Origin of the sequence: Kitasatospora sp. NPDC087271, from assembly GCF_044744605.1 — a bacterium.
Classification (GTDB): Bacteria; Actinomycetota; Actinomycetes; order Streptomycetales; family Streptomycetaceae; genus Kitasatospora.
Window position 1 is genome coordinate 40,454 of record NZ_JBIUYQ010000021.1, and the last position, 21,801, is coordinate 62,254.

A 21,801-nucleotide genomic window follows, 5' to 3' on the forward strand; every position below is an offset into this window, starting at 1 on the left:
AGGATGACTGTCCGATAGGACGCCGAGCGTACGTGCCCCGGTTGCGGAGCGGACCGGAGCGCCGTAGGAGTCTTCTCACACGCGCCCGGGTTGGCGCCCCCGCGGCCCGCCGGGTATCCCGGGGGCCGTGACGGGGGCGTCCCGGCACTTCAGAGGCCCGGCACTTCAGGAGCCCGTCGCTTCGGAAGCCCGACGCCCCGGGAGCCCGACGCCTCAGAACGGGTACCAGCGCACCTCGGTGGCACCCTCCCGCAGCGAGGCGACCCGGCGCCTGAACTCCGCCAGCGCGGCCGGGTTGCCGGGCACCTGCTGGGCGACCCAGGAGGCGCTGGCGGTCTCCCGGGCCCCGCGCAGCACCGCGAAGCCGGGCCAGGCGCGCACGTCCCAGCCGTACGCCTCGACGAAGGCCCGGTACTCCTCGCCGGGCACGCCGTACCGGTCGTGGCTGAGCGCGAGGACCACCAGGTCGTGTTCGCGCAGGTCGTGCGAGACGTTCTCCAGGTCGAGCAGGACGGGCCCGTCCGGGCCGACGTGGACGTTGCGGGGCAGCGCGTCGCCGTGGATCACACCGGGGTGCAGGTGCGGGGCGAGGTCGGGCAGGGCGGCGGCGAAGCCGTCGCGGCGGTGGCGCAGGAAGGCGACGTCGGCCGGGTCGACGTGGCCCTCGGCGGAGGCCAGCCAGCGTTCGACGGGGGCCAGCAGGTCGCGGTGGGCGAGCGGGAAGGGCGGCAGCGGCAGCCGGTGCAGGGCGCGCAGCAGCGGGGCGAGGTCGGCGGGGCGGGCGGGGCGGACGGCGGGGGCGAGCCGGTGCCAGAAGGTGACGGGGTGCCCGTGGGCGAGCTGGGGCTCGGCTTCCACCGCGTCGTACGGGCGGACCACCGGGACGTCCTGGGCGGCGAGCCAGTGGGCGACGGCGAGTTCGTGCCGCGCCCGTTCGTACAGTTCGGGGCCGCGGCCGACCTTGGCGACGACGGCCGGGTCACCGAGGTCGAAGACGGCGTTCTCGCCGAGCGCGAGCAGCCGGGCGTCGCCGGGGCCGGGCAGTCCGGCGGACTCGCAGGCGTGGGCGAGCAGCAGCCGGGCGCGGCCTTCGTCGAAGGGGATCATGGCGGTGCTCCGTTGGGGCGGCGTTCATCCGGAGGCCTCCGGACGGTGATCATCATGACGGACCGGGGTGGGGTTTTCCCTACCCTCCCACCCTGACATCTCCTCCCAGGGGGTAGGGGAGAGATCCACCCTGAGGGGGAGCTGTCTCCACCCGGAGCACGAGGTCAAGGGGCGTGCGCCCGGGAGAGACTGGGTCGGGGCCGCTTCGGAGCGGCCTGACGGGGGTTGGACCACGGGGGCTCCTTGCCGGGCGGCAAGCAAGTACTCGTAGGATGACGCCCAAATCCACTTACCTGCCGACCGGCTAGGGGGCGCCGCCGCGCGTCTCCCACCGGTCCAGCCGTCGCCCGGCGTCCCGTCCCCCAAGGGCTGCGGTGAACCATGCCCAGGAGGCATCGAGCATGTTCCACCGACTAGGACAATTCGTCGTACGCCGCGCGTGGTGGGTGATCATCGCGTGGGTGATCGGAATGATCGCCGTCCTCATGACCGCGCCGAAGGTCAGTTCGCAGACCGACGAAGCCGCGTTCCTCCCCAAGCACTACGAGTCCATCCAGGCCGCACAGGTGCAGGAGCGGGCCTTCCCGGCCGCCTTCACCCCGGGCGCGCTCGCACTCTTCGAGCGCAACGACGGCGCCGCGTTCACCGACGCGGACAAGGCCGCGATGGGCAAGCTCGTCCAGGACCTGACGGCCAAGAAGATCGACGGCGTCGAGAAGATCATCCCGCCGTCCGACCAGCTGGGCATATCCCCGGACCACAAGTACGCGATGGCCATGATCGCCGTCGACAAGTCGAAGCAGCAGGACCAGAACGGGACCGCGGACATCGCCAAGGCCCTCCGCGACGACGGCAAGGCACTGGCCTCCGGCACCGACCTGAAGTTCCAGCTCGGCGGCCCCGCCGCCCAGGCGCTCGACCAGAAGGAAGCCTCCGGCTCGGCCGAGGGCATCATCACCATGGCCACGGTGCTCCTGGTCATCGTGATCGTCGGCATCATCTTCCGCGGCATCCTGGCCGGCCTGCTGCCGGTCCTGGTCTCGCTGATGATCGCGCTGCCCGCCTCCATCGGCCTGATCAACTACGCGACCGACATCTTCAACCTCAAGAGCACACCCATCCTGATGGCGATCCTGATCGTCGTCGTGCTCGGCGTCGGCACCGACTACTTCCTGTTCCTCGCCTTCCGCTACCGCGAGCGACTGCGGGCCGGCGACGACCGCAACGCCGCCGTGGCCAACGCGGTCGGCCGGGTCGGCGAGGCGATCGCCTCCGCCGCCGGCGCCGTCACCATCGCCTTCGCCGCGCTGATCCTCTCCAGCCTCGGCATGTTCCAGGCGCTCGGCCCCGCGCTGGCGATCGCGGTCGTGGTCACCGCCCTGGCCTCGCTCACCCTGGCCCCCGCGCTGCTCGCGGTCATCCCCGCCCGCGCCGTCTTCTGGCCCGGCAAGAAGTGGACGGACGAGCCGAGCACCGCGCGCTTCACCGCGCTCGGCCGGGTCGTCCAGAAGCGCCCGGCGCTGGCCGCCGTCGCCTCCGGCGGCGTACTGGTCGCCCTGTCCGTGGGCGCGCTCGGCTACAACGGCCTCTTCGACATGGCGGGCAGCTCCATGCCCAAGGACAAGGAGTCGATGGTCGTCCAGGACAAGATGGCCAAGGGCTTCTCCGCCGGCGCCGCCGACCCGAGCCAGGTCTACCTGAGCAGCACCGACGGCAAGAAGCTCGACCCGGCCTCCTTCCCGGCCTTCGCCGACAAGCTGCAGGGCGTCGGCGGGGTGTCCAAGGTCTACCTGCCGAGCGCCGACGCCAAGAGCATCAGCGCCGACGGCGCCACCGCCCAGTTCACCGTCATGCTCAAGGACGCCCCGGCCAGCAACGAGGCGATCGACGCGGTGACCGAGCTGCGCACCGTCGCCCACGCGCAGGCCCCGGCCGGCAGCGAGGCCAAGGTCGGCGGCCTCACCTCGGTGTTCAAGGACATCAACCTGGCGATGACCCACGACTACAAGCTGGTCTTCCCGATCGCCGGGCTGCTGATCCTGCTCATCCTGGCCCTCCAGCTGCGCAGCGTGGTCGCCCCCTGGTACCTGATGGCCTCGGTCGGCCTCGGCTTCAGCGCCACGCTGGGCGCCACCACGCTGATCTTCCAGAAGATCGGCAACGAGACCGGCCTGATGTTCATGATGCCGATCCTCATCTACCTCTTCGTGGTGGCGATCGGGACGGACTACAACATCCTGATCATCGCCCGTCTGCGCGAGGAGGCCCGCGCGGGCCGCAGCCCGCGCGAGGCGGCCCGTGAGGCGCTGCGCCACGGCGGCCCGACCGTCGCCGCGGCCGGCTTCATCCTGGCGGCCTCGTTCGGGACGTTCATGCTCGCCGGCAACACCTTCATGATGGAGTTCGGCTTCGCGATGGCCTTCGGCATCGTGCTGGCGGCCTTCGTGATGGCGATGTTCTTCACCCCGGCGCTCACCGCGCTGATCGGCAACCGGGCCTGGTGGCCAGGCCACGGCGCCGACCCCGAGCACGGCCACGGCGGCAGCCACGGCGCAAGCCTCGGTGCCGGCCCGGCGGCGGACGCGTACGGCGTGCCGGAGCCGGCCGGACGGCGCTGATCGCCTCGTTCGGACACGGTCGACGCCCGACCGACGCGCCACACAGGCGGCGTCCCGCTTCGGCGGGGCGCCGCTTGCCCCCTTTCCCTGGCCGTCAAACGTGATCTGTTGAGCACAAAAGTCCCCGGTCAATCGGGGTGTCGCCGTGCTACAGTCGACTCAGTTGCAGTTTTGGTTCCCATGAACGTATGTGTGCGCCTGCTGGTCCAACCAACAGGCGCATTTGTTTTGTCCGGTGTTTCAGTCTCCGGATGGGGATCGCGGCTACTCCGGGGTTCACGCGGTGTGAATCCCTGATGCCCCAGTTTTTTGAGGAGACGGTTATGGCTACCGGCACCGTGAAGTGGTTCAACAGCGAAAAGGGCTTCGGCTTCATCGAGCAGGCCGAGGGCGGCCCGGACGTGTTCGCGCACTACTCGAACATCCAGGCCAACGGCTTCCGTGAGCTCGTCGAGGGCCAGGCCGTCGAGTTCGACGTGACCCAGGGCCAGAAGGGCCCGCAGGCCGAGAACATCCGCGTCATCGGCTGACGTCAGCCTCCACGCTGACTCGCGATCTCGCGAAGCGGGGGCCCGTACCACACGGTGCGGGCCCCCGCGCATGCCGCCGTACGGCCGGGGCGGCGAGTTTCCTACCGACGGCCGACCAGCCCCCACCCGGGGCTGCCGACCGACGTACGGAGACTTCGTGACCACCCCTGCCCGCCCGCCGCGTGACCGCGCCGCCCGCACCACCGACCAGGCCCGCCGCGGCGAGAACCCGCGCCGCAGCGCCGGCGCCGGCCGCGGCGAGAACGCCGGCCGCACCGGCACCGGCGACCGCGCCCGCCGCGGCGAGAACCCGCGCGCCACCGGCGACGCCGAGCGCGCCCGCAAGCCGCGCGGCCGCACCGGCGCCCCCAAGAACACCCGCGCCGCCGCCGTGCCCGAGGCCGCCGACTTCACCGTCGTCGAGGGCACCCCGGCCCGGCCCCCGGCGGACACCTTCGCCGAACTGGACCTGCCCAAGGGCATCCTCAGCACGCTCACCCGCGAAGGCGTCACCGCGCCGTTCCCGATCCAGGGCGCCACGCTGCCCGACTCGATCGCCGGCCGCGACGTGCTCGGCCGCGGCCGCACCGGCTCCGGCAAGACCCTCGCCTTCGGCCTGCCGCTGCTCGCCCGCACCGCCGGGCGCCGCGCCGTCGCCCGCTACCCGCTGGCGCTCGTCCTGGTGCCCACCCGCGAGCTCGCCCAGCAGGTCACCGACGCGCTCACCCCCTACGCGACCGCCGTCAACCTGCGGATCACCACCGTCGTCGGCGGCATGTCGATCAACCGCCAGGCCAACGCCGTCCGCCGTGGCACCGAGGTCCTGGTCGCCACCCCCGGCCGGCTCGACGACCTGATCGGCCGCGGTGACGTCAACCTGTCCGACGTCGCCATCACCGTCCTCGACGAGGCCGACCAGATGGCCGACATGGGCTTCCTCCCGCAGGTCAGCAAGCTGCTGGAGCAGGTCGCCGAGGGCGGGCAGCGGATGCTGTTCTCCGCGACCCTGGACCGCAACGTCGACCGCCTGGTCAAGCGCTTCCTCACCGACCCGGTCACCCACTCGGTCGACCCGTCGGCCGGCGCGGTCACCACCATGGACCACCACGTCCTCCAGCTGGACCAGGCCGACAAGGCGTCCACCACCGCGCACATCGCCTCCCGCGACGGGCGCGTGATCATGTTCGTGCACACCAAGCACGGCGCCGACCGCCTCGCCAAGCAGCTGCTCGCCACCGGCGTCCGGGCCGCGGCCCTGCACGGCGGCAAGTCCCAGCCGCAGCGCAACCGGGTCCTCGACCAGTTCCGCGACGGCCACGTCACCGCGCTGATCGCCACCAACGTCGCCGCCCGAGGCATCCACATCGAAGGCCTCGACCTGGTCGTCAACGTCGACCCGCCGGTCGACCACAAGGACTACCTGCACCGCGGCGGCCGCACCGCCCGGGCCGGCGAGTCCGGCACCGTCGTCACCCTCGTCCTGCCCGAGCAGCGCCGCGAGGTCAACCGGCTGATGACGGTCGCGGGCATCCGCCCCACCGTCACCAAGGTCCGCCCCGGCGACGCCGACCTCGCCAAGATCACCGGTGCCCGCACCCCCAGCGGCGTCGCGGTCGCCGTCGCCGTCCCCGCGCCCGCCGAGGCCCCGGCCGCCAAGGCCGACGCCAAGTCCGGCAACCCGCGCCGCCGCCCCGGCAAGCGCTCCGCGCTGCCCGCCGACGTCGACATGAACGGCAACCCGCGACGCCCCCGCCCCAAGCAGCGCATGGGCGCCGCCGCCCAGGGCGACCGCCCCCAGGCGGCCGGTTTCATCGGCCGCTCCTCCGGCCGCGCCAAGCCCGGCAGCGGCGCCAAGTCCGGCTCCAACTACGGCACCGGCCGCCAGCGCCGCGCCATCGACTGACCCCCGGCGACCGCCCGACGGCCCGGCCCCCTCGCACCGAGGGGGCCGGGCCGTTTCGTCGCGGGCCCGTCCGTCCGACGGACGCCGTCACCCTGCGGCGGTCCGACCCGGGCGAACCTCCGTTGATGTTGGTCATGTGCAATGCTATGTACATCACCACCATCGGTCGACGGAGGTATCCGGATGTCCGTGACACAGATCGACATCGATGAAGACGCGCTGGAACGAGTGATGACGCTCGCCGGAGTTCGGACCAAGAAGGACGCCGTCAACCTGGCACTGCGCTTCTACGCCGAGCGGCAGGAACGTGCTGCCCGGATCAGCCGGCATTTCGAGCGGGCTCGGCACTGGGGAGCCGTCGAGGACGCAGAGCGGATGCACCGAGCGGAGAAGGACGCCCGGTGATCTATCTCCTCGACACCTCCGGACTCGTCCGGTTGTTGGGCGAGCCCAAGCTCCTGGCCGTCTGGTACGACGCGATCGACGCAGGGTCGATCGCGTCGTGCTACCCGCAGCGCGCGGAGTTTCTGTACAACGCGCGCAGCGGCCGGGAGTACGACGAGATCACCGAGATGTTCGCCGACCTGTACCCGGACGTCTTGGTACCGAAGAACGCTGGGCGCTGGATCGACACGGTTCAGCGGCGCATGGCCCTCGCCGGGCAGCACCGTAGTGCCTCCGCGGTCGACCTCATGATCGCGGCGACGGCCGCGCACCACGGCCTCACGGTCCTCCACGACGATGCGGGCTACCGCGCGGTGGCGCGGCACGCCGCCGACCTGAGCGAGCACAGCGTCCTCGATCACGGGTGAGCCGGCCCCGTGGTCAGGCGGTGAGCGTCCGGGGCGTCGTGGCAGCCGTACGCGCCTCGTCGTAGCGCTCCAGGAGGAGGGCGGCGAGTTCGGGGGCGGGGCCCAGGACGGCGGCGACGGCGTCCGCTCCGGCGGCGGCCTCGGCGATGCGGTCGGGCAGGAGGCCCGGGGCCAGCAGGTAGGGGGAGACGGCGGTGCGGGCGGCGCCCGCGGCGCGCAGGGCGGCCAGGGCGTCGGGCACGCGCGGGCCGGTGGCGGAGGCGTAGGCCACCTCGACGGCGGCCCAGCCGCGGCTGCGGCGCCACCCGGCGGCCACCGTGCGGGTGGCGGCGTCGGCGGCCGGGTCGGAGGAGCCGGCCGCCGCGAGCACCACGCCGGTGCGGGCCCGGACGGCGGCCGAGCGCACGTCCACCCCGGCCTCGGCGAGGCGGCGGTCCAGGGCGGCGAGCAGCAGCGGCGACGGGCCCAGGACGGCGGCGACGGGCAGGGCCGCGCCGGCCGTGCGCAGGGCGGCCGGGATGTCGTGCTTGGCGTGGTAGGCCCGGTTGAGCAGCAGCGGGACGGCCACCGCGTCTCCGAGCCGCCCGACGACCTGCGGGATGCGCGGCGCGCAGTGGTCCAGGTAGGCGGTGGCAACGTCCAGCCCGGGGCGCAGCGCCCGCACCTCCTGGACCAGTGCGGCCACGGTCGCGGCGTGCCGCGGGTCGCGGCTGCCGTGGGCGATCAGCAGGAGGGCGGGCATCGGCGTCGGCCTTACTTGACGGCGGCCAGCAGGCCGCGGTTGCGCAGCACCCGGCGCTCGACCGGGGTGAAGACGAGCAGTTCGATGGCGATGCCGACGAACAGGATCAGGATGATGCCGAGCAGCACCCCGGACATGTCGGAGAACTCGCGCTGGTCCTCCAGGAACCGGCCCAGGCCCCGGCCGAGGTCGGGGGAGGAGGCGACGAGTTCGGCGGCCATCAGGGAGCGCCAGGAGAACGCCCAGCCCTGCTTGAGGCCGGCCAGGTAGCCGGGCAGCGCGGCGGGGATCAGCACGAGCCGGGCGCCGGTGAGGCCGGTGGCGCCGATGGTGCGTCCGGCGCGCAGGAACAGCGGCGGCACCTGGTCGATGCCGGCGACCAGGCCGTTGGCGATGGAGGGGACGGCGCCGAGCAGTATGACCGCGTACATCATCCGGTCGTTGATGCCGAGCCAGATGACCGCGGCCGGCACCCAGGCGACCGAGGGCAGCGACTGCAGGCCCTGGAGGACCGGGCCGATGGCGGTGCGCACCGGCCGGACGCGGGCGACGACCAGCCCGATCGGGGTGCCGATGACGACGGCGAGCAGGAAGCCGGACAGGCCGCGCCAGACGCTGGTCCAGATGATCGAGAACAGCGTGCCCTGGTACCAGAGCTCCTGGGCGGAGTGCCACACGTCGGTCGGGCTGGGCAGCTTGTAGGCGGAGGTGAGGTGCAGGCTGTAGGCGCCCTGCCACAGGGCGAGCACCACGAGGACGCCGATCAGCGGCGGCAGGGCCTTGGTCCGCAGCGCCTGGCCGAGCGAGCCGCGCTGGGTGGAGACGGCGTCGAGGGCGTCCAGGCCGGCGCCGACACCGGCGGTGTCCGTGGCGGCGGCCCCGTCGGTCCTGTCGGCCCTGCCGGCCTTGCCGGTCTTCTCCAGGACCGGGGTGCTGTCAGTGCTGGCCATGGCGACGGATCTCCCCACGCAGTTCTTCGGTGATCTCGATGGACAGGTCGGCGACGCCGGCGGACTCGATGCGGCGCGGCTGCGGCAGGTCGATCCGCCACTCGCGGGCGACCCGGCCGGGGCGGGAGGAGAGCAGGACGACGCGCTGGGCCAGGCGCACGGCCTCGCGCACGTTGTGGGTGACGAACAGGACGGACAGCTGCCGCTCGGCCCAGATCCGGGTGATCTCGTCGTGCAGCACGTCGCGGGTGATGGCGTCGAGCGCGGCGAACGGCTCGTCCATCAGCAGCACCTGGCTGCCCTGGGCGAGCGCGCGGGCCATCGCGACGCGCTGGCGCATGCCGCCGGACAGCTCGTGCACGCGCTTGCCGTACGAGCCCTTGAGGCGGACGAGTTCGAGCAGGCGCTCGGCTTCGGCGCGGCGCTCGGGGCGGGGGACGCCGGCCAGCTTGAGGGCGAGTTCGATGTTGCGGCCGGCGGTGAGCCAGGGGAACAGCGCGTGTTCCTGGAACATCAGCGCGGGGCGGCCGCCGGGCACCTCGATGGTGCCGCGGCTGGGCTTGTCCAGGCCGGCGACCAGGTTGAGCAGGGTGGACTTGCCGCAGCCCGAGGCGCCGAGCAGGGTGACGAACTCGCCGGGCGCGACGTCGAGGGTGATGTCGTCCAGGACGTGGGTCTGCGCGCCCGGGCGGCCGAAGGACTTGTGCACGTGCGAGATCCGGACGGCGGGCGCGGCGCCGTCGGCGTCGGCGCCGGCGGTGTCCGCCGAGGTGGTCAGTGCCGGTGTCATCCGGGCACCTCCTGCGTGAGTGGTCTGGCTGAGGGCTGGCGGAGCGGGAGCGGGGCCGGGGCCCGGCCCCGCCCGTCCCGGTGGGCATCGATCGCGGATCGACCGGGCGGGCGGGGGTCCGGACCGCGGAGTCGGGGGCGGAGTCTGGGGCGGACTCGGCGCGGCTCGGCGTTACTCGGCACCGCTCGGCGCCGTTTCGGAGCCGGGTGGCGCTACTTGGCGCCGAGTCCGGCGTCCGCCACGGGGCCCTGGCCCTTGGCCGCGAGCACCTTGTCGAGCAGGGTGAGGTCGTAGATGCCGTTCAGGTTGGGCTTCTTGAGCAGCCCGGCGGTGACGGCGTGGTCGGCCTCGGCCTGGAGGGTGTTCGCCAGCGGGTCGTCGAGGAAGTCGATGTCGGCCCAGGCCGGGTCGAGGATGGCCGGCTCCAGCGCGTTGCCGGCCTCCTTCTTGATCGCGTCGTTGGCGTCGGCCTTGGCCTTGTCCGGGTTGGCCTTGATGAAGGCGTTGGTGTTCACCGAGCCGCGCAGCACGGCCTCCACCACGTCCGGGTGCTCCTTGAGGAACTTCTGCGAGACGATGATGTTGGTGATCACGAACTTCTTGTCCGGCCAGACGTCCTTCTCGTTGAGCAGGACCTTCGCGCCGAGGGTGACCAGCTTGGAGGCGGTGGGCTCGGGCACCCAGGCGCCGTCGATGGAGCCCTGCCGGTAGGCGTCGGGGGTGACCTTGTTGTCGGTGCGCACCACCGAGACGTCGCCGGCGCCGGACGCCGCGTCGACCTTGAAGCCCTTGCCGGCCAGGTAGTTGAGCAGCGCCACGTCCTGGGTGTTGCCCAGCTGCGGGGTGGCGATCTTCTTGCCCCTGAGGTCGTCCAGCGAGGAGATCTTGTCCGGGTTGACCACCAGCTTGACCCCGCCGGAGGCCGAGCCGCCGATGATCTTCAGGGACTGGCCGTCGGACTTGGTGTAGCCGTTGATCGCGGGGGAGGGGCCGATCCAGCCGATGTCGATGGAGCCGGCGTTGAGCGCCTCGATCTCGGACGGGCCCGCGTTGAAGACCTGGGTCTTGATCTGGGTGGCGCCCAACTCCTTCTGGAACAGCCCCTCCTGGAGGCCGACCAGGGCGGTGCCGTGGGTCAGGTTCGCGAAGTACCCGATCTTCACGGTGTCCGCGGACAGCTTCGCGCCGGAGGCGCCGGCCGAACTGGCGGCGGAGTCGGCGCCCGCCTTCTTGTCGTCCGCCTTGGAGCCGTAGCTGCACGCGGACAGCAGGGTCACGGCGGTCAGGCCGGCCACCGCGGCCACCGCGGAGCGTCTGATCCGGCCGGCGTCGGGGCGGGCACGGGTATGCGAGAGGGCCGGGTTCGGTGCCATGGTGAAGTCCTGTTCATCGACGGACCGTCAGGAGGCGGTCTCGGGGACGTGGCGGTCGCCCGTCGGGGCGGCCGGGGGTCGCAACTCAGCGCTGTCGGCCCGCACATCGGGTCAGGCCGCCCTGGCCGCTGCCGAGGACGCCGCTGCCGATGCGGCCGCCTTCCTTGTCCATGTCCGAGAACGCCTCGCTGGGCATCAGACCCAGTCCTCCTCAGCGGGTTCGGTGGCGCGTACGGTCGCGAAGGCCTCGCCCGCCATGCCGGCGGTGAGGGTGGTGCCGTCGGCCGGGTCGATCAGCAGGAACGAGCCGGTGCGGCGGTTGTCGGAGTAGGCGTCGAGCGCCAGCGGCTCGGCGGTGCGCAGCACCACGTGGCCGAGGTCGTTGACGTTCAACCCCTCGGCGCCGGAGCGCTGTTCGAGGGTGTCGCCCGCCTTGGTCGGCAGAGCGATGCGGTAGGTGATGTCCTTGACCAGCGCGCGCACGGTGCGGGTGGTGTGCTTGAGCAGGACCTTGTCGCCGGCGCGCAGCGGGCGCTCGTCGAGGTGGCTGACGGTGGCCTCGATGTCCCTGGTGGGCACGGGGATCACGCCGGCCGCGATCAGGTCGCCGCGGGAGACGTCGAGGTCGTCGGCGAGCCGGACGGTGACCGACTGGGGTGCCCAGGCGAGGTCCGTCTCGCGGCCGAGCGCGTCGATCCCGGCGACGGTGGTGGTGTGGCCCGAGGGCAGTACCGTCACCGGGTCGCCGACCCGCAGCACGCCGGAGGCCAACTGCCCGGCGTAGCCGCGGTAGTCGGGGTGCTCCTCGCTCTGCGGGCGGATCACGTACTGGACCGGGAAGCGGGCCGGCTCGGCGCCTGGGTCGCTGCCGACCGGGACGGTCTCCAGGTGCTCCAGCAGGGTCGGTCCGCCGTACCAGTCCATGTGCGCGGACGGCTCGACGACGTTGTCCCCGGCGAGGGCGGAGATCGGCACGGCCACCACGTCGCCCACGCCGAGCGAGGCGGCGTAGGCGGTGAACTCCTCGGCGATGGCGGCGAAGACGGGCTCGGCGTAGTCGACCAGGTCCATCTTGTTGACGGCCAGCACCACGTGCGGCACCCGCAGCAGCGCGGCGACGGCGGCGTGCCGGCGGGTCTGCTCGACGACGCCGTTGCGGGCGTCGACCAGCACCACGGCGAGCTCGGCGGTGGAGGCGCCGGTCACCATGTTGCGGGTGTACTGCACGTGCCCGGGGGTGTCGGCGAGGATGAACCGCCGCCGGGGGGTGGCGAAGTAGCGGTAGGCCACGTCGATGGTGATGCCCTGCTCGCGCTCGGCGCGCAGGCCGTCCGTGAGCAGCGCGAGGTCGGGCGCTTCCTGGCCGCGGCCCAGCGAGACGCGTTCGACGGCCTCCAGCTGGTCGGCGAGCACGGACTTGGAGTCGTGCAGCAGGCGGCCGACCAGGGTGGACTTGCCGTCGTCGACGGATCCGGCGGTGGCGAAGCGCAGCAGCGACGTGGCGGTTGCTTCCTGGGTGGTGCTGGTCATCGTTAGAAGTACCCCTCGCGCTTGCGGTCTTCCATCGCGGCCTCGGACAGCTTGTCGTCGGCCCGCGTCGCGCCGCGCTCGGTGAGGCGGCTGGCGGCGATCTCGGCGATCACGGCCTGGATGTCGGTGGCGTCCGAGTCGACGGCGCCGGTGCAGGACATGTCGCCGACGGTGCGGTAGCGGATCAGCCGCCGCTGGACGGGCTCGTTCTCCCTGGGGCCGCCCCACTCACCGGCGGTCAGCCACATGCCGCCGCGGGCGAAGACGTCCCGCTCGTGGGCGTAGTAGATCCCCGGGAGGTCGATGCCCTCGCGCTCGATGTACTGCCAGACGTCCAGCTCGGTCCAGTTGGACAGCGGGAAGACGCGCACGTGCTCGCCGACGGCGTGCCGGCCGTTGTACAGCGACCACAGCTCGGGGCGCTGGCGGCGCGGGTCCCAGGCGCCGAACTCGTCGCGCAGGGAGAACACCCGCTCCTTGGCGCGGGCCTTCTCCTCGTCGCGGCGCCCGCCGCCGAACACCGCGTCGAAGCGGTTCGTCTCGATGGCGTCCAGCAGCGGCACGGTCTGCAGCGGGTTGCGGGTGCCGTCCGGGCGCTCGCGCAGCCGGCCGTCGTCGATGAAGTCCTGGACGTGGGCGACGTGCAGGCGCAGGCCGTGCTCGGCCACGACGCGGTCGCGGTAGGCGATCACCTCGGGGAAGTTGTGGCCGGTGTCGACGTGCAGCAGCGAGAACGGCACGGCGGCCGGATGGAAGGCCTTGAGAGCCAGGTGCAGCATGACGATGGAGTCCTTGCCGCCCGAGAAGAGGATCACCGGGCGCTCGAACTCCCCCGCGACCTCGCGGAAGACGTGCACCGACTCGGCCTCCAGCACGTCCAGGTGGGACAGCGCGAAAGGGCCCCCGGCCGGCTGGTTCTGGGCGTCGGCGGTGCGGACCGGGCCGTCGGTCGCGGTGGTCATGCGAGACCCCTCTCGGTCAGGAAGGCGTGCAGCTCGGCGGCGGACTCGGCGACCGCGCGGCCCTGCGTCTGGATCCGCAGCTCCGGCTTCTCCGGCGCCTCGTACGGGTCGTCCACGCCGGTGAGGCCGGCCAGCTCCCCGGCGGCCTGCTTGGCGTACAGGCCCTTGACGTCGCGTTCGGCGCACAGCTCGACCGGGGTGGCGACGTGGACCTCCAGGAACTCGGTGCCGGCCGCCGCGTGCCGCTCGCGCACCGCGGCGCGCGAGTCGGCGAACGGGGCGATCACCGGGGCGAGCACCTTGACGCCGTGGGCGGCGAGCTTCTCGGCGACGAAGCCGATCCGGGTCACGTTGGTGTGCCGGTCCTCGCGGGTGAAGCCGAGGCCCTTGGAGAGGAACTCGCGGATCTCGTCGCCGTCCAGGACCTCGACCTTGTGGCCCTCGGCGCGCAGCCGTCCGGCCAGCGCGAAGGCGAGCGTGGTCTTGCCCGCGCTCGGCAGCCCGGTCAGCCACACGGTGGCGCCGCGCTCGCAGGGGGTGGCCGCGGGGGCCGCCTCCGCGGCTCCGTCGGCGGCCCGGGTGTGAGCTGTCACAGTCTCAAGTCCTTCGTCGGTAGTGGGGGGTGGGTCAGAGGTGGATGCCGCACTCGGTCTTGCCGGAGCCGGACCAGCGCCCGGCCCGGGCGTCCTCGCCCTCGGCGGGCTTGCGGGTGCAGGACAGCGGCGAGCAGCCGATCGAGGTGTAGCCCTCCCACAGCAGCGGGTTGAGCAGCACCCCGTGGGCGGCGACGTAGGCGTCCACGTCCTCCTGCGTCCACCGGGCGATCGGGGCGATCTTGACCTTGCGGCGCCGGGCGTCCCAGGACACCACCGGGGTGTCCGCCCGGCTCGGGGACTCGTCGCGGCGCAGCCCGGTCGCCCAGGCGTCGTAGCCGCCGAGGCCGCGGTTGAGCGGCTCGACCTTGCGCAGCGAGCAGCACAGGTCCGGGTCGCGGTCGTGCAGGTGCGGCCCGTGCTCGGCGTCCTGCTCGGCCACGGTGCGCAGCGGCCTGAGGGTGATGACGTTGACCGGCATGGTCGCGGCCACCGCGTCCCGGGTGCCGATGGTCTCCGGGAAGTGGTAGCCGGTGTCCAGGAACACCACGTCCACGCCGGGGAACACCGAGGAGGCGAGGTGGGCGACGACCGCGTCCTCCATCGAGGAGGTGACGCAGAAGCGGCGGCCGAAGGTGTCGGCGGCCCAGGCCAGGATCTCCTGGGGCGTCGCCTCCTCCAGCTCGCGGCCGGCCCGGACGGCTATCTCCTCGTGGTCAGTCGTCGAGCTGGTCACCGGACGAACCCCCGTCGTTCGCAGTCGAGTTGGCCGAAGTCGTGGCGGCCGAAGCCGAGTTGGCCGCGGTCGAGGCGGTCGAGGCGGTCGGGGACAGCAGGCCGAGGAACTTCAGCTGGAAGGCGCGGCGGCACCCGTGGCACTCCCAGGCGCCGTGCCCGGCCTCGGAGGGGCGCAGGTCCTCGTCCCCGCAGTACGGGCAGAAGAACGGCGCGGCACGCTCACTCACGACAGCTGCTCCTCGTCGGCCCGGGCCGCCCACTGGGCGAAGCGCTCGCCCTCGGTGCGGTCGGCCTGGTAGCGGGTCAGGACGCGCTCGACGTAGTCGGGCAGGTCGTCCTTGGTGACCTTGAGGCCGCGGACCTTGCGGCCGAACCCGGCCTCCAGGCCGAGCGCGCCGCCCAGGTGCACCTGGTAGCCCTCGACCTGCTCGCCGTTGCCGTCCGGGACGAGCTGGCCCTTGAGGCCGATGTCGGCGACCTGGATGCGGGCGCAGGCGTTCGGGCAGCCGTTGATGTTGATGGTCAGCGGTTCGGCGAAGTCCGGCAGGCGCTTCTCCAGCTCGTCGATGAGCGTGCGGCCGCGCTCCTTGGTCTCGACGATGGCGAGCTTGCAGTACTCGATGCCGGTGCACGCCATGGTGCCGCGGCGGAACGGCGACGGGGTGACCCGCAGGTCCAGCGCTTCCAGGCCGGCCACCACCGAGTCGACCTGGTCCTCGGCGATATCGAGGACCAGCATCTTCTGTTCGGCGGTGGTGCGCAGCCGGTCGCTGCCGTGCGCGGCGGCGAGGTCGGCGATCTGGCCGAGCAGCCGGCCGTCGACCCGGCCGACGCGCGGCGCGAAGCCGATGTAGTACCGGCCGTCCTTCTGCCGGTGGACGCCGACGTGGTCGCGCCAGCGGCCGCTGGGCTCCTGCGGCGCGGGGCCGTCGACCAGCCGGTACGCGAGGTACTCGTCCTCCAGCACCTGGCGGAACTTCTCCACGCCCCAGTCGGCGACCAGGAACTTCAGCCGGGCGCGGTTGCGCAGCCGGCGGTAGCCGTAGTCGCGGAAGATGCCGATGACGCCGCCGTAGACGTCGGCCACCTCGTCCAGCGGGACCCAGGCGCCCAGGCGCACGCCCAGCTTGGGGTTGGTGGACAGCCCGCCGCCGACCCACAGGTCGAAGCCGGGGCCGTGCTCGGGGTGGACCACGCCGACGAAGGCGATGTCGTTGATCTCGTGCGCGACGTCCAGCAGCGGGGAGCCGGAGACGGCGGACTTGAACTTGCGCGGCAGGTTGGAGAAGTCCTTGTTGCCGATGAAGCGCCGCTGGATCTCCTCGATGGCGGGGGTGCCGTCGATGATCTCGTCCTCGGCGATGCCGGCCACCGGGGAGCCGAGGATGACGCGCGGGGTGTCGCCGCAGGCCTCGGTGGTGGACAGGCCGACGGCCTCCAGCTTCTGCCAGATCGCCGGGACGTCCTCGATCCGGATCCAGTGGTACTGGACGTTCTGGCGGTCGGTCAGGTCGGCGGTGTTGCGGGCGTACTGCTCGGAGACCTCGGCGATCGCCTTCAGCTGGGCGACGGTCAGCCGGCCGCCGTCGACCCGCACGCGCAGCATGAAGTACTCGGCGTCGAGCTCGTGCGGCTCCAGGATCGCGGTCCTGCCGCCGTCGATGCCCTCCTTGCGCTGGGTGTACAGGCCCCACCAGCGCATCCGGCCGCGCAGGTCGGCGGGGTCGATCGAGTCGAAGCCCCGATGGGCGTAGATCGTCTCAATACGTGTCCGTACGTTGAGACCGTCGTCGTCCTTCTTGAACTGCTCGTTGGCGTTCAGGGGGGTGAAGTGGCCCATGCCCCACTGGCCCTCGCCGCGGTGACGGGTCACCTTGCGAGGCGCGGCGGGGCGGCGCGCGGCGGCGCGGTCGGCCGTGGGCTCGGCGGTCTCGGGGGTGGTGGCCATGGTGAAGTCCTTCGGGGCAGATGGCTCTGACGCCGGGTGGGTCGCTGGGGGTGCGTGGCGGTGCGGTGCTGCTGTGACCTGCGGGTATTCCCAGGGCCGGGGAGAGCAGTGACCGTGGCCGGCCGGGCGCCCGCGCGTCCGCTCCAGCGGGGACTGCGAGGTGGGTGGCGCCGGGTGCGGTGGTGCGGCGGGGTGGGCTCAGATCGCCGGACAGATGGCGCTGGACACGCGAAGGAGATCGACGTGGAGTCGACCAACTAGGGTGGTTCCGGCGCTCGGCATGGCAAGAGATTGGCACGGCGCGGGACTTGCGGTCCACTAACATCCGGATGGCGGACGCTGAGGTTTCGCCATGTGAGACTGCCGGGGATCCCCGCCGCTCCCCGCCCCGACGTCCGTCCACGCGCCCGTACCCCGGGGGAGATCAACCGCGCGGCCCCGGCCCGATACCGTTAGGCCTGTGCAAGCAGCAGGCGAGACGAGCAGACCGAACCCCGAACGGCCCTCCCGGCGCCGGGGCAAGGGCTCCCGACGCGCGGCCAAACAGGCCGCCTGGCGCCGCACGGCGTGGGAGCTGGTCAAGGACACCACCAACACCTGCGTCGAGTACCGGGTCACCGGACTCGCCGCGGAGGCGGCCTTCTTCACCCTGCTGTCGATCCCACCGCTGCTCCTCGGCCTGGCCGGCACCCTCGGCTACCTCGACGAGTTCCTCGGCGCCGGCACCATCGACCGGCTCAAGCACGACATCGTCTCGGCCTCCGGGACGGTCCTGTCGGACTCGTCCGTCAAGGAGGTCGTGGTGCCGCTGCTGGACCAGGTCTTCGCCCACTCCCGGCCCGACCTCGTCTCGATCGGCTTCCTGCTGTCGCTGTGGTCCGGCTCCAGAGCGCTCTACATCTTCATCGACACCATCACCGTCATGTACGGGCTCGACGGCAAGCGAGGCATCGTCAAGACCCGGCTGATGTCCCTCGGCCTCTACTTCGGCGCCCTCGTCATCAGCTCCCTGGTGCTGCCGCTGCTGATGGCCGGACCCGGACTCATCGAGAACGCCGTGCCCGGCGTCGCCGGACTGGTCGGCGCCGCCTACTGGCCGGTCGCCATCGTGCTGCTGATCGTCTCCCTCACCACCCTCTACCACCTAGCCGTCCCCGTCTCCACCCCCTGGCGCGAGGACGTCCCCGGCGCCCTGGTCGCCCTCGTGGTGCTGGTCGTCTGCAGCGTCGCCCTGCGGATCTACCTGGTCAGCTCGGTCGAGGTCCCCTCGGTGTACGGCTCGCTGGCCGCGCCGGTGGCCGTACTGCTGTGGATCTTCGTGGTCGCCCTGGCCGTCCTCATCGGCGCCGCCATGAACGCCGCCATAGACCGCCGCTGGCCCACCCTGGAGACCGCCGACGCCCGCGCCGAGAACGAGCGCGCCCAGGAGGAGGCCGCCGCCGCCGTGGTCCGCGAGGTCGCCGCCCGGCGCGCCGCCGAACGGGCCCGGCGCGCCCGCGAACTCGGCCTCGCCGAAGGCGCCGAGGAGGAGTGGGGCGAGGAGGACGGCGACGACGTCGACGTCCCCTCCGAGTACCCGGAGCGCTGGGCCGACGTCCTGGCCGCCGACAACGTCCGCGGCCGCCTCACCGCCCGCGGCGGGCCCCACCACCGGCCCGGCCCGCCCCCGCCGGACAGCGACCGGCCGTCCGGGCCGCCGCCGGAGCGGCGGGCGCCCGACTACCCGCCCCGGCCGCCGTGGGAGCGGCAGTAGGGGCAGGCTGCGGCAAACCACGACGGACGGCACAGGGCCTCCCCCGCGGGATGCGGGGGAGGCCCTGTGCCGTCCGTCGTCTCCTGACGTCCGGTCGTCTCCTGGTGCCGGTTCGCCGGTTCGCCGGTTCGCCGTCGCCCGTCGCCCGGAGGGCGGCCCGGGGCCCCGGCGGTGGGTCAGGCGGTGGGTCAGGCGGTCGCCGGATTCGGCGGGAAGGGGGACTGCGGGGCCGGGTGGTACCCGTACGGGGACTGCTCGGCCGGAGGGTGCGGGGCGGCCGGGTTGACCTCGGTCCGGTCCGGATCCGGGCCCGGGGCGGCCGGGCGTGGGAGCGTCAGCTCCGGGGCCGTCGGGTTCGGGCCGCTCGGCGCGGTCGGGCTCGGGTTCGGGCTCGGGCTCGGATCCATCGCGGCCGGACCGCCCGGGGCCGCCGACCGGCCCGCCGGCCCGGCCTGCGCCGGGAGCGGATCGGGGCTCGGCGGCGCCGGCTCCAGCGCCGTGCGCCCGGCCGAGTCGCTCAGCTTGATCAGCAGCGCCACGATCAGCCAGTTCGCCAGCAGCGACGAGCCGCCCGCCGCCAGGAACGGCAGCGCCTTGCCGGTCAGCGGCACCAGCCCGCTCACCCCGCCGACCACCACGAACACCTGCAGCGCCAGCGCCGTCGACAGCCCCGTCGCCAGCAGCTTGCCGAACGGGTCGGTCAGCCCGACCGCCGTCCGCAGCCCGCGCTGGACCAGCAGCAGGTACACCAGCAGCACCGCCGTCACCCCGGCCAGGCCCAGCTCCTCGCCGATCGTGGTGAAGACGAAGTCGCTGCGCCCGGCGAAGCCGATCAGCCACGGCCGCCCCGAGCCCAGGCCCGTCCCGGTCAGGTGCCCGGTGCCCAGGCTGAACAGCGCCTCGGCGGGCTGGTCGGAGATGATCGCCGGGTCGTGGTGCTCCTTGTAGATGTCGAGCGGGTGCAGCCAGGCCTCGACGCGCCCGTGCACGTGCGGCTCCACGGTGCCGACCACGGCCGCGCCGCCGACCGCCATCAGCAGGCCGAGCACCACCCAGCTGGTGCGCTCGGTCGCCGCGTACAGCATCACGACGAAGACGCCGAAGAAGATCAGCGAGGTGCCGAGGTCGCGCTCGAAGACCAGCACCAGCAGGCTGACCACCCAGATCGCCAGCACCGGGCCGACGTGCCGCCCGCGCGGCAGGGTCATCCCCCAGATCTTCCGGCCGGCCAGCGCGAGCGCGTCCCGGGAGGCCATCAGGTAGCCGGCGAAGAAGATCGTGATGGCGACCTTCACGAACTCGTCCGGCTCGAAGGAGAGCCCGAACAGGCGGATCCAGCGCTTGGCGCCGAAGTCCTCCGCCCGGCCCGGGAAGAACGCGGGCGCCGCCAGCAGGATCAGCGCCCCCGTCATCAGCAGGTACACGTACCGCTGGAAGAACCTGTGGTGCTTGATCAGCACGATCAGCGCGATCGCCACCGCGACCGAGATGAACACCCACATCAGCTGCGAGGGCGCGGCCGGGAGCTTCTGGTAGTCGCCCTTCCTGGCGTGCGCCGCCGCGTAGGAGATGTCCAGCCGGTCCAGCAGCATCAGCCCGAAGCCGGTCAGGAAGACGCCCAGCGGCAGGATCAGCGGATCCGCGTACGGGGCGAACCGCCGCACCGCCAGGTGCGCCACCCCGGCCAGGCCGCCCAGCGCCAGGCCGTGGACCAGCAGCCCGGGCGGCATCTTGCCGGTCAGCGCCAGATCGGCGTCGATGTGCCCCGCCAGACAGACGGCCACCGCGAGCGCCAGCAGGCCCAGCTCGATGTTGCGGTGGCGCGCCGCCAGCCGGCGGCCCTCGCCGCGTGCAGTGCTTTGCACCCTTGTCGTCCCCTTGTCATCACCCGCGTGGCCGGTATCGCCGACGGTGCATCCTGCCAGACGAACACGGCCCTGCGCCGGTTGCGGTCCGGGGGCCGTCGAGGCCGGAACTTTGCCTGGGCAAAGCTTTTTCCGGGCTCGGTAAAGCTTTGTCCAGGTGCAGGTATAGAGGCGGGCCCCGGGCGCGGCGGGCCCCGGCCGGGAGGCCATCATGGCCGGGCGCCGCGGTCCGGTCCGCGGCGTCCGACGGACCGCCGGACGGCGCGGGCGGCGGCAGGGCGCGAACGAGGTGGGCGGACGGATGGACGGCGCGGTGCGAGTGCTCGCCTACAGCGGACCGCCGCCCTGGCAGTGGTCCGACCTGGCCACCTCGTGGACGGCCGAACCGCTCGTGCTCGCCCTCTCCGTGCTGCTCGGCGGCTGGTACCTGGCCGCGGTGCGCACCGTCCACCGGGCGGGCGGCGAGCGCTGGCAGCCGTCCCGCACCGCCGCCTTCCTGGGCGGGCTGCTGCTGTGGATCTGGTGCACCTGCTCCGGCCTCGGCGTGTACGAGCGGATCCTGTTCACCGACCGGGCCGTCCAGGTCGTGCTGCTGCTGATGCTCGTCCCGCTGCTGCTCGCCCTCGGTGCGCCGGTCTCGCTGCTGGTCGCGGCCGCGCCGCCGGCCCGGCGCGAGCGCATCCTGCGGGCGCTGCGCAGCCGGCCGTCCAAGGTGCTGATGTTCCCGGCCGTCTCCACCGCGCTGCTGATGGCCCCGCCGTGGCTGCTCTACTTCACGCCCTGGTACGAGGAGTCGGTGTCCAGCGCGTTCGGGAACGTGCTGCTGCACCTGGCGCTGGTGCTGCTCGGGCTGGCGTACTTCTGGCCGCGGCTGCAGATCGACCCGGTCGGGCGCGAGTACCCGCACCTGGTCGGGCTGTTCATCACCTTCGCCGAGGTGATCTTCGACGCGGGGCTCGGGCTGGTGCTGATCTACGGCGGCCACCTGGTCGCCGAGCACTACTACGTGGCGCTCGGGCGGCCGTGGGGGCCGAGCCTGGCGCAGGACCAGACCTGGGGCGGCAACATGCTCTGGGTGCTGGGCGACCTGGTCGGGCTGCCGTTCCTGGCCGCGCTGGTGCGGCGGATGGTGGTGCAGGGGCGGGAGGAGATCAAGGCGGTGGACGCCGAACTCGACGCCCGTTTCGAGGAGGCCGCGGCGAGGGCGCAGGAGGCGGGGCTGCCGGCCGAGGAGGAGGCCGGGATGCGGCCCTGGTGGCTGGACGACCCGAACCTCAAGCACCGGTACGGCGGGTAGTCGGCTCCGGAGGGTAGCCGGCTCCGGCGGGTAGTCGGCTCCGGCGGGTTCCTGAGCGAGGGCCCGCACTTCTGTAGGTCCAATGCTGGCCCCCTGTGGATCCCTTCACCGCGTTTCCGCAGGTCAAAAATCAGTTGGCCCCGCCACCCCGACCCGCTAGCGTTTCTCCCGTCCAGATCGGGGGCCTTCACGGCCGCCCGAGGAGTAGAGAGCAGGAGGTGAACTCCGTGGTCGTTGTCGCCCCGATAGCTGCCTTGGGCAGTACTCGCGTTCACCTCCTCTTCCCGGCC

20 protein-coding genes are annotated in these 21,801 nt (G+C 72.7%); 7 read left to right on the forward strand and 13 right to left on the reverse strand.

Features of this window, described 5'->3' with window-relative positions; all coding sequences use genetic code 11:
* Positions 1-213: 213 nt before the first annotated feature.
* Positions 214-1,107 carry an aminoglycoside phosphotransferase family protein gene (locus ACIO9K_RS28800; RefSeq protein ID WP_363584134.1) on the reverse strand — a complete coding sequence of 298 codons (894 nt, stop codon included), beginning with the start codon at positions 1,105-1,107 and terminating at the stop codon, positions 214-216.
* Between the two features lie 470 nt (positions 1,108-1,577).
* Between ACIO9K_RS28800 and ACIO9K_RS28805 the strand changes: the two genes are divergently transcribed.
* The 5 genes from ACIO9K_RS28805 (at position 1,578) to ACIO9K_RS28825 (ending at position 6,970) form a co-directional block, all read left to right on the forward strand.
* Positions 1,578-3,725: an MMPL family transporter gene (locus ACIO9K_RS28805; protein WP_363619081.1), complete on the forward strand. Its 2,148-nt coding sequence runs from the start codon at positions 1,578-1,580 to the stop codon at positions 3,723-3,725.
* 323 nt (positions 3,726-4,048) lie between these two features.
* A complete protein-coding gene (locus ACIO9K_RS28810; RefSeq protein WP_350881634.1) occupies positions 4,049-4,255 on the forward strand; it encodes a cold-shock protein in 207 nt (68 codons plus the stop codon).
* A 157-nt stretch (positions 4,256-4,412) separates the two neighbouring features.
* Positions 4,413-6,158, forward strand: a complete 1,746-nt coding sequence (locus ACIO9K_RS28815; protein WP_400334392.1) for a DEAD/DEAH box helicase — start codon at positions 4,413-4,415, stop codon at positions 6,156-6,158.
* Between the two features lie 183 nt (positions 6,159-6,341).
* On the forward strand, positions 6,342-6,563 hold the full coding sequence (locus ACIO9K_RS28820; protein ID WP_400334394.1) for a type II toxin-antitoxin system VapB family antitoxin: 222 nt from the start codon (positions 6,342-6,344) through the stop codon (positions 6,561-6,563).
* Positions 6,560-6,970, forward strand: a complete 411-nt coding sequence (locus ACIO9K_RS28825) for a PIN domain-containing protein (RefSeq protein WP_400334396.1) — start codon at positions 6,560-6,562, stop codon at positions 6,968-6,970. The genes ACIO9K_RS28820 and ACIO9K_RS28825 overlap by 4 nt, the downstream gene beginning before the upstream one ends.
* A 13-nt stretch (positions 6,971-6,983) precedes the next feature.
* On the opposite strand, the gene ACIO9K_RS28830 is transcribed toward ACIO9K_RS28825, so the two are convergent.
* The 11 genes from ACIO9K_RS28830 to ACIO9K_RS28880 all read right to left on the reverse strand — a co-directional run bounded on the left by ACIO9K_RS28830 (position 6,984) and on the right by ACIO9K_RS28880 (position 16,878).
* Positions 6,984-7,712 (reverse strand): sirohydrochlorin chelatase, encoded by a 729-nt coding sequence (locus tag ACIO9K_RS28830; protein WP_400334398.1) that lies wholly within the window; start codon positions 7,710-7,712, stop codon positions 6,984-6,986.
* Positions 7,713-7,723: 11 nt separating this feature from the next.
* Positions 7,724-8,662, reverse strand: a complete 939-nt coding sequence (locus tag ACIO9K_RS28835; RefSeq protein ID WP_363618993.1) for an ABC transporter permease — start codon at positions 8,660-8,662, stop codon at positions 7,724-7,726.
* Positions 8,649-9,452: an ABC transporter ATP-binding protein gene (locus tag ACIO9K_RS28840; protein WP_400334400.1), complete on the reverse strand. Its 804-nt coding sequence runs from the start codon at positions 9,450-9,452 to the stop codon at positions 8,649-8,651. Before ACIO9K_RS28840 ends, ACIO9K_RS28835 begins: the two co-directional genes overlap by 14 nt.
* 212 nt (positions 9,453-9,664) lie before the next feature.
* Positions 9,665-10,825: an aliphatic sulfonate ABC transporter substrate-binding protein gene (locus ACIO9K_RS28845; protein ID WP_363618995.1), complete on the reverse strand. Its 1,161-nt coding sequence runs from the start codon at positions 10,823-10,825 to the stop codon at positions 9,665-9,667.
* A gap of 195 nt (positions 10,826-11,020) precedes the next feature.
* Positions 11,021-12,355, reverse strand: coding sequence for a sulfate adenylyltransferase subunit 1 (locus tag ACIO9K_RS28850; protein ID WP_400334402.1), 1,335 nt, complete (start codon positions 12,353-12,355; stop codon positions 11,021-11,023).
* Positions 12,356-12,357: 2 nt separating this feature from the next.
* A complete protein-coding gene (gene cysD / locus ACIO9K_RS28855; protein WP_400334404.1) occupies positions 12,358-13,317 on the reverse strand; it encodes a sulfate adenylyltransferase subunit CysD in 960 nt (319 codons plus the stop codon).
* The gene (cysC, locus tag ACIO9K_RS28860; RefSeq protein WP_400334406.1) at positions 13,314-13,910 is read right to left on the reverse strand and encodes an adenylyl-sulfate kinase; all 597 of its coding nucleotides are present in this window, start codon (positions 13,908-13,910) and stop codon (positions 13,314-13,316) included. The genes cysD and cysC overlap by 4 nt, the downstream gene beginning before the upstream one ends.
* A gap of 34 nt (positions 13,911-13,944) precedes the next feature.
* On the reverse strand, positions 13,945-14,646 hold the full coding sequence (locus ACIO9K_RS28865; RefSeq protein ID WP_400334408.1) for a phosphoadenylyl-sulfate reductase: 702 nt from the start codon (positions 14,644-14,646) through the stop codon (positions 13,945-13,947).
* Entirely contained in the window at positions 14,627-14,875 is a 249-nt protein-coding gene (locus tag ACIO9K_RS28870) for a hypothetical protein (RefSeq protein ID WP_363619088.1), read from the reverse strand. The genes ACIO9K_RS28865 and ACIO9K_RS28870 overlap by 20 nt, the downstream gene beginning before the upstream one ends.
* Positions 14,872-16,596: a nitrite/sulfite reductase gene (locus tag ACIO9K_RS28875; RefSeq protein ID WP_363619000.1), complete on the reverse strand. Its 1,725-nt coding sequence runs from the start codon at positions 16,594-16,596 to the stop codon at positions 14,872-14,874. Before ACIO9K_RS28875 ends, ACIO9K_RS28870 begins: the two co-directional genes overlap by 4 nt.
* A gap of 198 nt (positions 16,597-16,794) precedes the next feature.
* Complete coding sequence (locus ACIO9K_RS28880) at positions 16,795-16,878, reverse strand: putative leader peptide (protein ID WP_347878562.1); 84 nt, start codon at positions 16,876-16,878, stop codon at positions 16,795-16,797.
* A 178-nt stretch (positions 16,879-17,056) separates the two neighbouring features.
* Here ACIO9K_RS28880 and ACIO9K_RS28885 point away from each other — a divergent pair, with 178 nt between their 5' ends.
* A complete protein-coding gene (locus ACIO9K_RS28885; protein ID WP_363584111.1) occupies positions 17,057-18,349 on the forward strand; it encodes a YihY/virulence factor BrkB family protein in 1,293 nt (430 codons plus the stop codon).
* 188 nt (positions 18,350-18,537) lie between these two features.
* Here ACIO9K_RS28885 and ACIO9K_RS28890 read toward each other — a convergent pair whose 3' ends face one another.
* Positions 18,538-20,214: an FtsW/RodA/SpoVE family cell cycle protein gene (locus tag ACIO9K_RS28890; protein WP_400334411.1), complete on the reverse strand. Its 1,677-nt coding sequence runs from the start codon at positions 20,212-20,214 to the stop codon at positions 18,538-18,540.
* Between the two features lie 211 nt (positions 20,215-20,425).
* On the opposite strand from ACIO9K_RS28890, the gene ACIO9K_RS28895 reads away from it, so the two are divergent.
* On the forward strand, positions 20,426-21,511 hold the full coding sequence (locus ACIO9K_RS28895; RefSeq protein ID WP_400334413.1) for a cytochrome c oxidase assembly protein: 1,086 nt from the start codon (positions 20,426-20,428) through the stop codon (positions 21,509-21,511).
* The last annotated feature ends 290 nt before the right edge of the window (positions 21,512-21,801 follow it).

What these genes read in the sequence shown, in the direction of transcription:
- ACIO9K_RS28800 (WP_363584134.1), bottom strand. Translation starts at nt 1,107, where the DNA reads ATGATCCCCTTCGACGAAGGCCGCGCCCGGCTGCTGCTCGCCCACGCC.
- ACIO9K_RS28805 (WP_363619081.1), top strand. Translation starts at nt 1,578, where the DNA reads ATGATCGCCGTCCTCATGACCGCGCCGAAGGTCAGTTCGCAGACCGAC.
- ACIO9K_RS28810 (WP_350881634.1), top strand. Translation starts at nt 4,049, where the DNA reads ATGGCTACCGGCACCGTGAAGTGGTTCAACAGCGAAAAGGGCTTCGGC.
- ACIO9K_RS28820 (WP_400334394.1), top strand. Translation starts at nt 6,342, where the DNA reads ATGTCCGTGACACAGATCGACATCGATGAAGACGCGCTGGAACGAGTG.
- ACIO9K_RS28830 (WP_400334398.1), bottom strand. Translation starts at nt 7,712, where the DNA reads ATGCCCGCCCTCCTGCTGATCGCCCACGGCAGCCGCGACCCGCGGCAC.
- ACIO9K_RS28835 (WP_363618993.1), bottom strand. Translation starts at nt 8,662, where the DNA reads ATGGCCAGCACTGACAGCACCCCGGTCCTGGAGAAGACCGGCAAGGCC.
- ACIO9K_RS28840 (WP_400334400.1), bottom strand. Translation starts at nt 9,452, where the DNA reads ATGACACCGGCACTGACCACCTCGGCGGACACCGCCGGCGCCGACGCC.
- ACIO9K_RS28845 (WP_363618995.1), bottom strand. Translation starts at nt 10,825, where the DNA reads ATGGCACCGAACCCGGCCCTCTCGCATACCCGTGCCCGCCCCGACGCC.
- ACIO9K_RS28850 (WP_400334402.1), bottom strand. Translation starts at nt 12,355, where the DNA reads ATGACCAGCACCACCCAGGAAGCAACCGCCACGTCGCTGCTGCGCTTC.
- cysD (WP_400334404.1), bottom strand. Translation starts at nt 13,317, where the DNA reads ATGACCACCGCGACCGACGGCCCGGTCCGCACCGCCGACGCCCAGAAC.
- ACIO9K_RS28875 (WP_363619000.1), bottom strand. Translation starts at nt 16,596, where the DNA reads ATGGCCACCACCCCCGAGACCGCCGAGCCCACGGCCGACCGCGCCGCC.
- ACIO9K_RS28880 (WP_347878562.1), bottom strand. Translation starts at nt 16,878, where the DNA reads ATGCCGAGCGCCGGAACCACCCTAGTTGGTCGACTCCACGTCGATCTC.
- ACIO9K_RS28895 (WP_400334413.1), top strand. Translation starts at nt 20,426, where the DNA reads ATGGCCGGGCGCCGCGGTCCGGTCCGCGGCGTCCGACGGACCGCCGGA.